This is a genomic window from Streptomyces sp. NPDC004051 (assembly GCF_053604275.1).
Genome location: NZ_JBSGHG010000023.1, coordinates 1 through 12721, shown reverse-complemented (window position 1 = coordinate 12721; position 12721 = coordinate 1). Strand labels below are relative to the sequence as shown.

At 72.4% G+C, this 12721-nt stretch carries 10 protein-coding genes and 2 pseudogenes; 3 read left to right on the top strand and 9 right to left on the bottom strand.

Annotation, left to right across the window (positions count from 1 at the left end):
• Positions 1-307 precede the first annotated feature (307 nt).
• From ACWEQO_RS22535 to ACWEQO_RS22520, 4 genes are all read right to left on the bottom strand, one after another.
• Positions 308-991: an ABC transporter ATP-binding protein gene (locus ACWEQO_RS22535; protein ID WP_361451443.1), complete on the bottom strand. Its 684-nt coding sequence runs from the start codon at positions 989-991 to the stop codon at positions 308-310.
• Between the two features lie 75 nt (positions 992-1066).
• A complete protein-coding gene (locus tag ACWEQO_RS22530; protein WP_452984973.1) occupies positions 1067-2518 on the bottom strand; it encodes an ABC transporter permease in 1452 nt (483 codons plus the stop codon).
• Between the two features lie 153 nt (positions 2519-2671).
• Positions 2672-3922, bottom strand: coding sequence for a L,D-transpeptidase (locus ACWEQO_RS22525; RefSeq protein WP_361451437.1), 1251 nt, complete (start codon positions 3920-3922; stop codon positions 2672-2674).
• A gap of 378 nt (positions 3923-4300) precedes the next feature.
• Positions 4301-4669: a hypothetical protein gene (locus tag ACWEQO_RS22520; protein ID WP_452984972.1), complete on the bottom strand. Its 369-nt coding sequence runs from the start codon at positions 4667-4669 to the stop codon at positions 4301-4303.
• Between the two features lie 108 nt (positions 4670-4777).
• Here ACWEQO_RS22520 and ACWEQO_RS22515 point away from each other — a divergent pair.
• Both ACWEQO_RS22515 and ACWEQO_RS22510 read left to right on the top strand, forming a co-directional pair.
• Positions 4778-4960, top strand: a pseudogene (locus tag ACWEQO_RS22515) (hypothetical protein); the annotation flags it as partial.
• Positions 4961-5107: 147 nt separating this feature from the next.
• Positions 5108-5239 (top strand): annotated as a pseudogene (locus ACWEQO_RS22510) (LPXTG cell wall anchor domain-containing protein); the annotation flags it as partial.
• Between the two features lie 58 nt (positions 5240-5297).
• Here the strand turns inward: ACWEQO_RS22510 and hutH are convergent.
• The 3 genes from hutH to ACWEQO_RS22495 all read right to left on the bottom strand — a co-directional run bounded on the left by hutH (position 5298) and on the right by ACWEQO_RS22495 (position 9055).
• A complete protein-coding gene (hutH, locus tag ACWEQO_RS22505; RefSeq protein WP_452984971.1) occupies positions 5298-6923 on the bottom strand; it encodes a histidine ammonia-lyase in 1626 nt (541 codons plus the stop codon).
• A gap of 67 nt (positions 6924-6990) precedes the next feature.
• Positions 6991-8139: a diguanylate cyclase domain-containing protein gene (locus ACWEQO_RS22500; RefSeq protein ID WP_452984970.1), complete on the bottom strand. Its 1149-nt coding sequence runs from the start codon at positions 8137-8139 to the stop codon at positions 6991-6993.
• A 115-nt stretch (positions 8140-8254) separates the two neighbouring features.
• Positions 8255-9055, bottom strand: a complete 801-nt coding sequence (locus ACWEQO_RS22495) for an enoyl-CoA hydratase/isomerase family protein (protein ID WP_361451425.1) — start codon at positions 9053-9055, stop codon at positions 8255-8257.
• Between the two features lie 215 nt (positions 9056-9270).
• Between ACWEQO_RS22495 and ACWEQO_RS22490 the strand changes: the two genes are divergently transcribed.
• Positions 9271-10026 (top strand): hypothetical protein, encoded by a 756-nt coding sequence (locus ACWEQO_RS22490; RefSeq protein ID WP_452984969.1) that lies wholly within the window; start codon positions 9271-9273, stop codon positions 10024-10026.
• A 63-nt stretch (positions 10027-10089) separates the two neighbouring features.
• Here ACWEQO_RS22490 and ACWEQO_RS22485 read toward each other — a convergent pair whose 3' ends face one another.
• Both ACWEQO_RS22485 and ACWEQO_RS22480 read right to left on the bottom strand, forming a co-directional pair.
• Entirely contained in the window at positions 10090-11280 is a 1191-nt protein-coding gene (locus ACWEQO_RS22485) for an adenylate/guanylate cyclase domain-containing protein (RefSeq protein ID WP_361451419.1), read from the bottom strand.
• A 200-nt stretch (positions 11281-11480) separates the two neighbouring features.
• Positions 11481-12380 (bottom strand): biotin--[acetyl-CoA-carboxylase] ligase, encoded by a 900-nt coding sequence (locus ACWEQO_RS22480; RefSeq protein ID WP_361451416.1) that lies wholly within the window; start codon positions 12378-12380, stop codon positions 11481-11483.
• Positions 12381-12721 lie beyond the last annotated feature (341 nt).

Below are 12721 nucleotides of genomic sequence, written 5' to 3'. Positions count from 1 at the left end.
GTGTGCCGAACGGCGGTCACACCCGGCCGCCGCCTCGGCCGCCCCGGCGGGCGCGGCGCCGCTGTCCGCGCACCCGGCGACCCGCGACGCGGTCGCGGAGCTGCTGGGCTGCGAGGGCTCCCGGGCGCCGGCCGGGCCGCTCCCGGCGGGTGGCGCCGCCCTCCTGTCCCGCCACCCGGAGGCGGCAACGGCCCTGGAGTCCCTCCTCACGGCCGGCTGACGGGGCGTCCGCGCGGAGGGACGCGCTCCCGGCCGCCGGACCGGTTCCGGCCGGGAGCGCGCCGCCGTCCGCTTTCCGCGTGCCCGGTCAGGCGGCCGGGTTCTCCTTCACCGTGATGCGGCCCTTGCGGATGGTCGCCACCCGCGGCGCCTGTTTCGCCAGGGACGAGTCGTGGGTGACCATGACGAAGGTGAGCCCCAGCTCCTTCCACATGCGGATCAGCACGTCCATGATCTCGTCGCGCATCGACTCGTCGAGGTTTCCGGTGGGTTCGTCGGCGAGCAGCACCTTCGGCTCCTTCACCAGCGCCCGCGCGATGGCCACCCGCTGCTGCTGTCCGCCGGACAGCTCGGCGGGCAGATGCCCGAGCCGTTCGCCGAGTCCGACCGACGCCAGCGCCTCGGCGGCCTTCTCCCGCCGCTCCTTGGCCCGCACCCCGAGCGGTACGAGGGCGGTCTCGACGTTCTCCTGCGCGGTGAGGGTCGGGATCAGGTTGAAGGACTGGAAGACGAAGCCGATGTTCTCGCTGCGCACCCGGGTGAGCCGGGCCTCGGGCAGGGTGGCGAGGTCGGTGCCGTCGAGGACGACCTCGCCGGAGCTGGGCCGGTCGAGGCCGCCGAGCATCTGCAGCAGTGTGGACTTGCCGCCGCCGGTGGGGCCCTGGATGACGAGCCGGTCTCCGTCGGGGATCGTCAGATCGACGCCGTCGAGGGCGTGGACGGTTTCCCTGCCGCGGGTGTAGCGCCGGGTGACGCCTCTGAGTTCGTACATGGGTGTGGGTCAACTCCTGGAGTGCTTACGGGCGTGAGGGCCCCGGACCTGCGCCGGGCGGGCGCCGGACGGGCGCTATGCGACGCGGCGCAGCGCGTCCGCGGGCCGGAGGCGGGAGGCTCGCCAGCCGCCGAAGGCACCGGCGACGAGACCGCCGGCCACGGCGAGGCCGACCGCGAGGGCGATGGTGGTGAGGCCGACCGGCGCGGTGAGGGCGACGTCGAGGGTCTTGGCGGCCGCCTGCCGTACGGGACCGGCCATGCCACCGCCGCCGGGCCCCCCACCGGGGCCTCCTGCGCCGCCGCCTCCGCCGAGCTGGGCCTGAAGGGTGGGGCTGACCGCGGTGACGGCGTACGCGCCCGCCAGCCCGAGCGCGATGCCGAGGGCCCCGCCGACCAGGCCGTGCACGACGGCCTCGCCGACCACCTGCCGGGTCACCCGGCCCGACGTCCAGCCCAGCGCCTTCAGCGTGCCGAACTCGCGCACCCGGCGGGAGACCGCCGAGGAGGTGAGCAGTCCGGCGACGAGGAACGCGGCCGCGAGCACCGCGATCGACAGCCACTTGCCGACGCCGGCGGCGAGGGAGGAGGCGGTGGACAGCGAGCCGGAGACGGTGTCCGCGAGGTCGGCGGAGGTGGTGACCGTCGTCCCCGCGACGTTCTTCTGGATGCCCGACTTGACGGCGTCGAGCTGCTGGGAGTCGGTCGCCCTGACGTAGATCGTGGTGACCTTGTCCTCGGCGTCGGCGAGCTTCTGAGCCTGCTTCAGCGGGATGTAGAGGTTGGCGGCGGCGTCCCCGCTGTCCGCGGTGGCGATACCGATGATCTTGTACTTGGTGCCCTTGACCGTGACCGTGTCACCGGTCTCGAGCTTCTTCTCCTTGGCGTGGGCAGAGTCGACGACGGCCACCTTCGCGTCGGTCTCGCTCGCCGCGAAGGTACGGCCGTCGGTGATCCGGGAGGAGGTCAGCGGGCCGAGTTCCGGTTCGGTGACGTCGGTGCCGTAGACGGAGTAGCTGTTGACGTCGAAGTCGGCGCCGCCGCCCTGCACGCGCCCCTCGGGGGCCGGCCGGGCCCCGCCCGGCCGGCCCTCCTGGCCGCCGTCCTGCTGGAACCGGCCGCGGGTGAACTCGCCGCTGACCTTGACGACCTGGAGGCTCAGACCGCCCACCGCGTCGGCGACACCGCTCTGTTCGCCGACCTCGCTCACGGTGGAGCTCGCCAGGGTCTGGAAGCCCTGCACCATGACGTGGTCGGTGCTCTGCTCCTCGCCGGAGCCGTCCTCCTGTGCGTCGAAGCGGAAGCGTGGCCGTTCCAAGGCCGTCGAGGCCTCGGCGGCCTTGGTGACCGTCATGTCCGTGCCCAGTCCGTACAGCGATTGCAGGACCTTCTCCTGCGCCTTGCCCATGCCCGCGGACACGGAGTCGACCACGATGACCAGCGCGATGCCGAGTGCGAGACCGGAGGCGACGACGAGGGCCGCCTTTCTGCGGCGGCGCAGTTCGCGCCTCAGGTAGGTGAAGAACATGACGGCACGCTAGGGACGGCCTCTGATGAACTGTTGAGTCCGCGCTGAGAGCCGGATGAGAAGACCTGATGAGAACGACGCCGCCGCCCGCCCCTTCGAAGGGGCGGGCGGCGGCGTCGTTCAGGTGGAGCGGACTGCGGCGGGCGGTCGGTGTCAGACCGCCGAACCCGCCTTCCACTGGGCCCAGTCCATGTTCCAGCCGTTGAGGCCGTTGTCCGGGGCGATGGTCTTGTCACCGGTGTTCTTCACGACGACCACGTCACCGACGATGGAGTTGTCGTAGAACCAGGCGCCCGGCGTGTTCGGGTCGTTGGCGCCCTGGGTGTCGGACAGGCCGATGCAGCCGTGGCTGGTGTTGGCGCTGCCGAAGATGGACTTGGCGCCCCAGTAGTTGCCGTGGAGGAAGGTGCCGGAGGTGCTCAGGCGCATGGCGTGCGGCACGTCCTTGATGTCGTACTCGCCCTTGCCGTCGTCGTCGGTGAAGCCGACGGTCGCGCCGTTCATCCGGGTCTCCTTGAACTTCTCGGAGATGACCATCTGGCCCTCCCACGTCTTGTTCTCGGGGGACCCGGCGGAGATCGGGATCGTCCGGACGGTCTTGCCGTCCTGCGTGACCTTCATCTGCTTGGTGGCGGCGTCGACGATCGAGACCTGGTTGCGGCCGATCTTGAAGTTGACCGTCTTCTGCTGGACGCCGTAGACGCCCTCGGCGCCCTCGACGCCGTCGAGCTCCAGCTTCAGGGTGACGGTGGAGTTCTCCTGCCAGTAGTCCTCGGGACGGCAGTCCATCCGGTTGGCGTTGAACCAGTGACAGGCGACCTCCTGGCCACTGGTGCTGGAGACGGTGATGCCCTTCTGGACCTCGGCCTTGTTGGTGATCGCCTTGTCGAAGTTGATCGACACCGGCATGCCGACGCCCACGGTCGAGCCGTCGTCCGGGGTGAAGTTGCCGATGAAGCTGTTGTCCGGGGAGACCGTGGTGAACGACGCGTTTTCGTGGGCGGCTCGGCCCTCGGAGTCCTTCGCGCTGACCGAGAGCTTGTAGCCGGTGGCGCGCTCCAGCTGGCCGCTGGGCTTCCAGCTCTTCTTGTCGGCGGATATCTCGCCCTCGACGGCGGTGCCGTCGGTGGTCGTCATCTTCACCTCGGTGAGGGTGCCCTTGGTCACGGCCACCGCGGCGGAGTTGTTGATGGAGGCGTTGTTCGAGCCGTCCTTCGGCGTGATCTTGATCTGGGCCTCGGAGGTCTTCTTGGCCGCCGCCTCGTCGACCTGGGCCTGCGACCCGCCCTTGCCTCCGTCACCGTCGGAGGCGGAGCCGCCGCCGGAGCATGCCGAGAGCACCATCACTCCACCGAGCAGAGCGGACGCAGCCATCAGACCCCTGCGCCGCTTACCGTCCGTCATCACACGCTTCTCCATCATCGCCGCTTCCCCGAACCCCGCGGTTCCCCGCGCCCGAAGCCGAGAGTCCCCGTCGATCACTTCAACGCTACGACCGGTGGGCCCCGTTCCCTACGGGCCACGAATGTGGGGCGCACCACGTCCACAGCGGACGGGCGGGGTTTCAACCCGTGCCCAGAGTGAGACGACATGACCCCGGGCCGCGGTTGCCGCCCGAGGTCACGATTTCCCTACACCGCCTCATCCAGTCACAACGGCCTGGCGCGACACACCTTTTCCGGACCGTCCACCTCCGAACGACTCCCCCCGCCTCCCCGCTTCATCACCATCGCGCGCTTTACCCCATTCGCCCGACTTGCCCGTATTGCGCGGATCGCCCCATTACCTCCCGTCATCATCCTTGCCGTCGCCATTGTCTGACACCTCGTAAAGCTCGTAGCCGTCCCCCTCGTCGAGGTCCCACTCCGGCGAGTCCGGGTCGTAGTCGATCTGCTCGCTGCTCCACGAGGCCTGCTGGAGCTCCACCCCCGGCACGTCGCCGACCATGCTGAAGGGGTCGACGAGATACGCGAGGGCCTCGGCCGCGTCCTCGTTCACCGTGTCCCGGGCGGGCAGTCGTTCGGCGTCCGTCATGTCGCCGTCGTCCGCGATCCTCGCCAGCGCGGCGCTGGTCACCGCGGCCTCGTCGTCGATCTGGAGGACGAGGTCGACGCGAAGCCTCACAAACCGTGACGTCTCTGGAGTGCTCATGCACGGAGCGTACGGCTCCGGGACCCGTGACTTTCCCGTGACCCGCGACTTTCACTAACATCAGCCCACACGGCCAATTAGCCAGCGCCACAAGGGGATCGATATTCCGTGTCATCCGCTCTCCGTCCGTTGCTGACCGCCACCGCTGCGGGCACCCTGCTGTGCGCCCTGTGGTTCGTCCCGTCCGCCAACGCGACCTCGGACCTCCCGGCGGGAGGGACGCCCTCGGCAAGCCCGTCTCCGCAGGTCACGGAGCAGGCGAGGGTCGTGTCCAGCACCTCGTCCATATCGCCGACGACGGCTCCCTCCACGGCGTCCACGACGTCCACGGCGACGGCGGTGTCGTCCGCGCCGGCAACGTCCTCGATGCCCTCGGCGCCTTCGGTGTCGTCGGTGTCGTCGGTGTCGCCGATGTCGTCGGATGTCGTCGACACCGCCGGCGGGCAGGTCAGACTCGCCGCCACCGGCAGCTTCGACAGCACGCCGTACGTCCTCGGCGGCACCGCCTGCCTCACCCTCGGCGCGGGCTTCGTCGTCTACTCGGTCCGCCGGGAGCGCCTGGAGTTCTGACCCCCGCGGCCGTTCCCCGGGATGAGCCGGCCTCCGGCGCCCCGCCCACCGGTGCGCCTCACCGCAGCGGGCCGGTGACCTCTTCCACCGCCGCCAGCAGTCGGCCCTCGCGCACGAACGCCTCCGCCGCGGCGAGGTCGGGCGCGAGATGACGGTCCGGGCCGGGACCGCCCACGCCCGCCTTCCGTGCGGCCTCGACGACGGCCCGGGTCGCGGGCGCCGGGCTCAGCCCCTCACGCAGTTCGACGGCACGTGCGGCGGCGTACAGTTCCACGGCGATGACCCGGGTGAGGTTGTCGATGGACGTCCGCAGCTTGCGCGCGGCCGACCAGCCCATGGAGACGTGATCCTCCTGCATCGCGGAGGACGGGATCGAGTCCGCCGACGCCGGTACGGCGAGCCGCTTCAACTCGCTCACCAGTGCGGCCTGCGTGTACTGAGCGATCATCAGACCCGAGTCGACACCGGCGTCGTCGGCGAGGAACGGCGGCAGTCCGTGGCTGCGGTTCTTGTCCAGCAACCGGTCGGTGCGGCGCTCGGCGATGGAGCCGAGGTCGGCGACGGCGATGGCGAGGAAGTCCAGCACGTACGCCACCGGGGCGCCGTGGAAGTTGCCGTTGGACTCCACGCGCCCTCCCCCGGAGCCGAACTCCCCCGATCCGGTGTCCGCGGGCAGCACCACCGGGTTGTCGACGGCGGAGGCGAGTTCGCGCTCGGCGACCAGCCGGGCGTGGGCGATGGTGTCCCGTCCGGCGCCCGCGACCTGCGGGGCGCAGCGCACGGAGTAGGCGTCCTGGACCCGCGGGGCGTCGTCCTGGTGATGCCCCGTCATCCCCGAGCCCGCGAGCACGGCCAGCATGTTGGCGGCACTGGCGGCCTGGCCCGGGTGCGGGCGAAGGGCGTGCAGTTCGGGGGCGAGCACCTTGTCGGTGCCGAGCAGCGCCTCCAGGCTCAGCGCGGCCGTGACGTCGGCGGAGCGGTACAGGACGTCGAGGTCGGCGAGGGCCATAACGAGCATGCCGAGCATGCCGTCGGTGCCGTTGAGGAGGGCGAGCCCCTCCTTCTCCCGCAGTTCGAGAGGCCGGATCCCGTGCGCGGCGAGCAGCTCGCCGACGGGGCGCACGGTCCCGTCGGGCCCCTCGGCCTCCCCCTCGCCCATCAGCGCGAGGGCGCAGTGGGACAGCGGGGCCAGGTCGCCGGAGCAGCCGAGGGAGCCGTACTCGTGCACGACCGGGGTGATCCCTGCGTTCAGCACGTCGGCCATGGTCTGCGCGACCTCGGGGCGTACGCCGGTGTGACCGGAGCAGAGGGTCTTCAACCGCAGGAACATCAGGGCGCGCACGACCTCCCGCTCGACGCGGGGGCCCATGCCGGCGGCGTGCGAGCGGACGATGTTGCGCTGCAGCCGACCGCGCAGTTCCGGGCCGATGTGCCGGGTCGCCAGGGCGCCGAAGCCGGTGCTCACCCCGTACACGGGGTCCGGTTCGGCGGCCAGGGCGTCCACGATCTCGCGGGAGGCGGCAAGGGTGGCCAGCGCCTCACCGGAGAGCTCGACGCGGGCACCGCCGCGCGCCACGGCGAGCACGTCGGACGCGGTCACCGCGGACGTCCGCCCGTCTCCCAGCACCACCTTGTCGAGGCCGCGCCGCGCGCCTTCCCCGTTCACCACAGTGTGCATATCCATATTCAGGAGAGTACGCAGTGAATGCGATGATGTCACCAGTGGAACCCGCGCTCACCCCTTACCGGACCTAGGGCGAGTGCCGGCCCCGGAAACGGCGCCGCTCTCCGTCCGCGTTCCGCGCGGGTTCGTCCGCCAGCTGCACGACCGGATCACCCGGCCCCGCACGCCCGGCGACGACGGGACGGGTGGCCCGCTCCGCCTTGGCGCGGTACTGCGCCGCGTCGGCCAGCCGGAAGAGCCGCCGGGCGGAGGACACCGGCCCGATGGGGTCGCCGGTGGAGGCCACCCCACAGGCCACTCCGTCCCCGATGCCTGACTCCACCGCACGGCGGCACACTTCGCCGGCCGCCTTGACCACCTCGTCGGCGGGCGGCCCCACCGCCAGCAGACAGAACTCGTCCCCGCCGAGCCGCGCCGCCAGCGCTCCCGGCAGCATCGCCCCGCACAGGGACAGCACACCCCCGAACCGCTCCAGCAGCCGGTCGCCGACGGCGTGCCCCTGCGTGTCGTTGACCCGCTTGAGCCCGTTGACATCGCACACCACGAGACTGACGACCGTCCCGTTCTCGCGATGCCGCTCGATCGCCTCGTCGAGGCGCGCATCCACCGCCCGGCGGTTGGCGAGCCCGGTGAGCGCGTCCGTGTACGCCAGCCGCTGCGCCTCCTCCAACCGCTCGCTCTGCGCGAGCCCGGCGGCGACGACGGCGGCCAGCACCGTCGCGAAGTCGGCGTCACCGCGCCCGAAGACGGGCACCCCCACCGGCCGGGCCACATACAGCTCCCCCCATGCCCGCCCGTGCAGCACGATCGGGGCGACCACGCAGCAGCCGCGTCCGCGCCGCCGCAGGGCCGCGACCCGCTGATGGCGGCAACCGGGGCTTCCCTCCGCCGGCCCCTCGGCGGTCTCCACCCAGGCGTCGGGCTCGCCGCCACCGGCCCACCGCTCGTGCAGGAACTCGGTGATCTCGGCGAACCGGTGCACGGGGTAGGCCTCACCCTCCGGGAACTGCTCCTCTCCCTGCGCCAGCTCGCCGACGTTCACCAGGACCCGCAGCCGCCCCAGTTCCCGCTCCCACACGGACAGGGCGGCGAAACTCCCGCCGAGCGCCCGGCAGGCCCCGAGGGCCGCGGCCCGCCAGACCTCTTGCGAGCCCTGCACGGCGGCCATGCCCTGCGCCAGTGCCACCACGGCCGCCAGCCGGCTGTCCTCACCCATCCCTCCAGGCTAGGGACGTTCCGTACGAATCGGGAGATTTACGGAGCGAATGGGGAGCCGTCGAGAGGAGTCGCCGCAGGTGGACGGGGCTCCGCCCCCACTGACCGGCCGCCCGTCAACGCCCCGGCCAGTTCGGCTTGCGCTTCTCGTTGAAGGCGGCGACGCCCTCCGCCCGGTCGCCCGAGAACGCCACCGACCGCCAGGCGGCGTCCTCCACCTCGAGCCCGGCGGGCAGATCCAGCCCCTGCCCCAGACGCAGTGCCCGCTTGGCGGCCCGCAGGCCCACCGGCGAGTTCGCGGCGATCCGGGCGGCCATGGCCAGCGCCTCCTCCCGGTCCCGCCCCGCCTCCACCAGCTCGTCCACCAGGCCCAGTTCACGAGCTTCGGCGGCCTCCACCCGACGCGCCGTGAAGATCAGCTCGGCGGCCCGGGCCGCCCCCACCCGTCTGGGCAGCAACTGCGTGCCACCGCCGCCCGGAATCACCCCGACGGACACCTCGGGCAGCCCCAGCACAGCCGTGCGGTCGGCCACGATCACATCGCAGGACAGGGCCAGCTCGAAACCGCCCCCCAGCGCGAACCCGTGCACCGCCGCCACGGTCGGCACCGGCAGCTCCAGCACACCGGTGTAGGCGCCGCGCGCCACCGGCCGCTGACGGACCAGGTCGGCGTCACTGAAGGAATTGCGCTCCTTCAGGTCGGCCCCGACGCAGAAGGCCCGCTCGTGCGACGAGGTCAGCACCACCACCCGCACCTCCGGGTCCCTCCCCAGCTCCGCGCAGGCTCCGGCGACGGACCGGGCCATCTCGGTCGAGACCGCGTTCATGGCCTTGGGCCGGTCGAGGACGAGCTCCGCGACATGCCCCTGCTCATGCCGCCGCACCAGCACGAACTCCCCGAACCGTTCCTCACTCATGACACCCTCCGGTTAACGCGGGTTAACATCCGTCGCTCCCGATCATCGCAGCCCGGACCCACCCGGCAAAAGGGCGTACGCCCAGTTCCCTCATCACCCCCCGTCCACCCGTTCGAGTGACATCCCGGCCACTTCGGTCCGAACCCGGACCGGAACGCATAACGTGCGCTGCACCGCGGTGCGTTGGGGGCGCGTCCGCAGGGGGAGGAATCACCATGACGACGAACACGCCGATCAGACCACAGCCCACCGCACCGGACGCGGCCGACCGGACACCGGCGCACACCGGATTCGCCCTCTTCAGCGCGCGCGTCCGGGGCCGTCACCGCAAACCGCGCCCCCGGAAGCTGCTGCTGGCCGTCGGCGGTCTGGCCCTGGCGGTCGGCGCCCTGAGCCTCGTACGCATGGCCTCCGACCCCGGCGCCGGGGACATCGGAGCCGAGGCCGGCCCCCGCCCGGTCCCGGACACCACGAGTGCCGCGAGCCCCGGACCGGACGACCCGGCCGCCGCCGACGCCGCCGACGGCTCCGACAGCGCCTCCGGCTCCACCACCGCGAGTCCGGCGTCCCCCGCCCCGGAGGCGAGCCCCTCCTCACCCACCGCCCTGGGCGGGGCGAGCGGCGCGCCTCTCGCCCCGTCCGCTCCGGGCAGCACCACCGCCCCGACCGCCACGACACCGGCCCTCACCGCTCCGACCCCGAACGCACCGAGCACTCCGAACGTCCCGAACGCCCCCGGAGCACCGCCCCCCACCGGCGCCGCACCGGGCGGGCCCCCACCGGGCCCTCCGGGCCGCGCACCGTCCCAGCCGAAGCCACCCCAGCCGAAGCCGAAACCGAAGCCGCCACCTGACCGGCAGACGCCACCGCCCCCGCCGACGGACCGGCCGGGCGGAACGGACGACGGCCCCCTCCTCTGCGTACCGATCATCGGCCTGTGCGTCGACGCCGCCCTGGCTCTCAGCGGCTGAACGGACCGAACCGACAGAACAGGCGGCACGGGCAGCACCGTCCGGGGCGTCCGGCAGCAACCGTCAGGGGACGTCCCGGCGGGTGAGCAGCCAGGGCTCCACCACGCCCAGTCCACGCACCGGCCGCTGGTACATCGGCTGCAGCGCGAAGCGGTACACCGGCGGTTCCTCGCCCTCCTTCTCCGCCGACGCCGCCGCCTCGGCAGCGGCCGCCTCGGAGGCGGGGGCGTCTCCGGTGCGGATCAGCTCCTCGGCGAACGCGGTGTCGATGAGCACGCCGTCACGAGGAGCTATCGAGGTGAGCCGGGAGGCCAGGTTCACCGTCGTACCGAAGACATCGCCCATCCGGGTGGTGACGGTGCCGAAGGCCATGCCGACCCGCAGCTCCGGCATCGTCTCGTCGTTCGCCATGGTCTCGATCAGCAGCAGGGCGATCTCCGCGGCCGTCCCCGCGTCGTCGGCGACGTAGAGCACCTCGTCGCCGAGGGTCTTGATGAGCCGTCCGCCGCGCGCGGCCACCAGGTCGGCGGCGGTCGTCTCGAAGGCCTCGACCAGCTCGCCGAGCTCCTCCTCCTCCATCCGCCGGGTGAGCCGGGTGAACCCGACGAGGTCCGCGAACGCGACGGTGAGCCGCCGGTCCACCATCTCCTCGTCGTCGGCCGCTTGGAGCACCCGACCGGCCGAGGCGGCGAGCTGCCGCCGCCAGACGTAGACGAGGAACTCCTCCAGCTCGGGCAGGAGCAGCTCGATGATGGGATACGTCACCTCGGTGCGGGTCATGCCCAGCTCGGGCGGCTCGGTCAGCCCTTCCAGGAAGGAGTCGATCTGCCACTCGGCCAGTCGCGCGGTGGTCTGTCCCGTGGACCGCGCCACCTGCACGGCCATGGCCTCGCTGAGCAGCCCCGCCTCCACCAGACCGGCCAGTCGGCGCAGGGCCAGGACGTCGGCCTCGGTCAACGCCTTGGCCTGTCCGACGTCGGCGAATCCCATGGCCCGCCAGAAACGCGTGGCCGTTTCCACGGTGACGCTGGCACTGCGCGCCGCCTGAAAAGGGGTGTAACGGCGCTCGGCGCCCAGGATGAGCTGCTCGAGACGCAGAGCGAGCGGGTCCTCGCCGTTGTCGGCGGGACGGGAGTCGTCCCCCCGTCGGCTCCTCCGCTCAGGGAGGTTCCCCCGATCGGGAGGATTCGAGGGCGGGGGAGGCTCCGCGCGGTCCTGCGCTTCCGTACCGGAACCCGAGTCGTCGACGGTCACGCGTTGCTGCCCTTCCGATCTGCCACGGCCATGTATCGACCGGCCTCAACTCTACGGCAGGTGTGCGCCAGCTCACTCCGCCCGGTCGGCCCCACGGGTGGCACGACCGGCGCATCCGGCATCGGAGTACCCACCCCGGGCACCCGCATCCGCACCCGCGTGCGCCCACCGTGCCCCCGCCGGGCCCGCCCCGGTCCCCGTCACCCGCCCTCGACGGGGCGCACGTGCACGATGTCCCCCGCTCCCACCGGTTCCTGCACCCCGGCCTCCGTGGCCAGCACCAGCCGCCCGTCCCCGTCGACCGCAACCGCCTCGCCCACCAGGGCCCTGTCCCCCGGCAGCTCGGCCCGCACCGTCCGCCCGAGCGTCGAGCACCCCGCGGCGTACGTCTCCTGCAGGCCGCTCACCGACGGATCGCCGCCCGCGGCCCGCCAGCGCCCGTACCAGTCCTCCAGCGACCGCAGCACCCCGCGCAGCAGCGGGTCCCGGTCGGTGTTCACCGCACCCGCCAGAGCCAGCGATCCGGCGGTGGGCACCGGCAGCTCGTCGGCGCGCAGGCTGACGTTGATGCCGACGCCGATCACCACCCCGCCGTCACCGGCCAGCTCGGCGAGGATGCCGGCGGCCTTGCGCTCCTCGCCGCCGACGGTGACGAGCAGGTCGTTGGGCCACTTCAGGGCGGTGTCGACGCCCGCCGTCCGGGACAGTCCGGTCGCCACCGCGACGCCGGTGAGCAGCGGCAGCCAGCCCCAGCGGGACACGGGCACCTCGGTGGGCCGGAGCAGTACGGAGAAGGAGATCCCGGAGCGGGGCGGGGCCGTCCAGTGCCGGTCCAGGCGGCCCCGCGCGGCGGTCTGCTCCTCGGCGACGAGTACGGTCCCCTCCTCCGCCTTGCCCTCGGCGGCACGGGCCACCAGGTCGGAGTTGGTGGAACCGGTGCGCTGCACCACGTCGATCTGCCGCCACAGCCCGCCGGCGCGCACCAGCCCCCTGCGCAGCGCGGCGGCGTTCAACGGGGGGCGGTCGAGGTCGGACCAGCGCTGCGACCGCTCCGGACGCTGCCCGCCGGGCGTACCTTCGTCATCGGGTGACTGAGTCATGCGGGCAACCCTAGGTTCGGCGGCCCGCCTCCCGCAGCGCGGGCGGCCCCGTCGTCCGTCGGCGGGCGACCGCCGTCACGGAATCGCGTTCTCCGGTCTGTGAAGGGGCCCGGAGTGTGGGATAGACCGCACTGCCGACCCCGGGAGCCCGCACTACGCTACGGATGAGTAACCGCCCCCCCTTATCGGCCTTATGAGCAGGCAGGGAGCCGCATCCCGATGTCCGAGCCGGAAGAGCAGCAGCCTGACATGCGTACGACCGCGGGCAAGCTCGCGGACCTGCAGCACCGCATCGACCAGGCCACCCACGCCGGCTCGCAGCGCGCGGTGGCCAAACAGCA

Coding starts and splice junctions, on each gene's coding strand:
- ACWEQO_RS22530 (WP_452984973.1), bottom strand. CDS start 2,518: ATGTTCTTCACCTACCTGAGGCGCGAACTGCGCCGCCGCAGAAAGGCG.
- ACWEQO_RS22490 (WP_452984969.1), top strand. CDS start 9,271: ATGACGACGAACACGCCGATCAGACCACAGCCCACCGCACCGGACGCG.
- ACWEQO_RS22525 (WP_361451437.1), bottom strand. CDS start 3,922: ATGACGGACGGTAAGCGGCGCAGGGGTCTGATGGCTGCGTCCGCTCTG.
- ACWEQO_RS22535 (WP_361451443.1), bottom strand. CDS start 991: ATGTACGAACTCAGAGGCGTCACCCGGCGCTACACCCGCGGCAGGGAA.
- ACWEQO_RS22500 (WP_452984970.1), bottom strand. CDS start 8,139: ATGGGTGAGGACAGCCGGCTGGCGGCCGTGGTGGCACTGGCGCAGGGC.
- ACWEQO_RS22520 (WP_452984972.1), bottom strand. CDS start 4,669: ATGAGCACTCCAGAGACGTCACGGTTTGTGAGGCTTCGCGTCGACCTC.
- hutH (WP_452984971.1), bottom strand. CDS start 6,923: ATGGATATGCACACTGTGGTGAACGGGGAAGGCGCGCGGCGCGGCCTC.
- ACWEQO_RS22480 (WP_361451416.1), bottom strand. CDS start 12,380: ATGACTCAGTCACCCGATGACGAAGGTACGCCCGGCGGGCAGCGTCCG.
- ACWEQO_RS22495 (WP_361451425.1), bottom strand. CDS start 9,055: ATGAGTGAGGAACGGTTCGGGGAGTTCGTGCTGGTGCGGCGGCATGAG.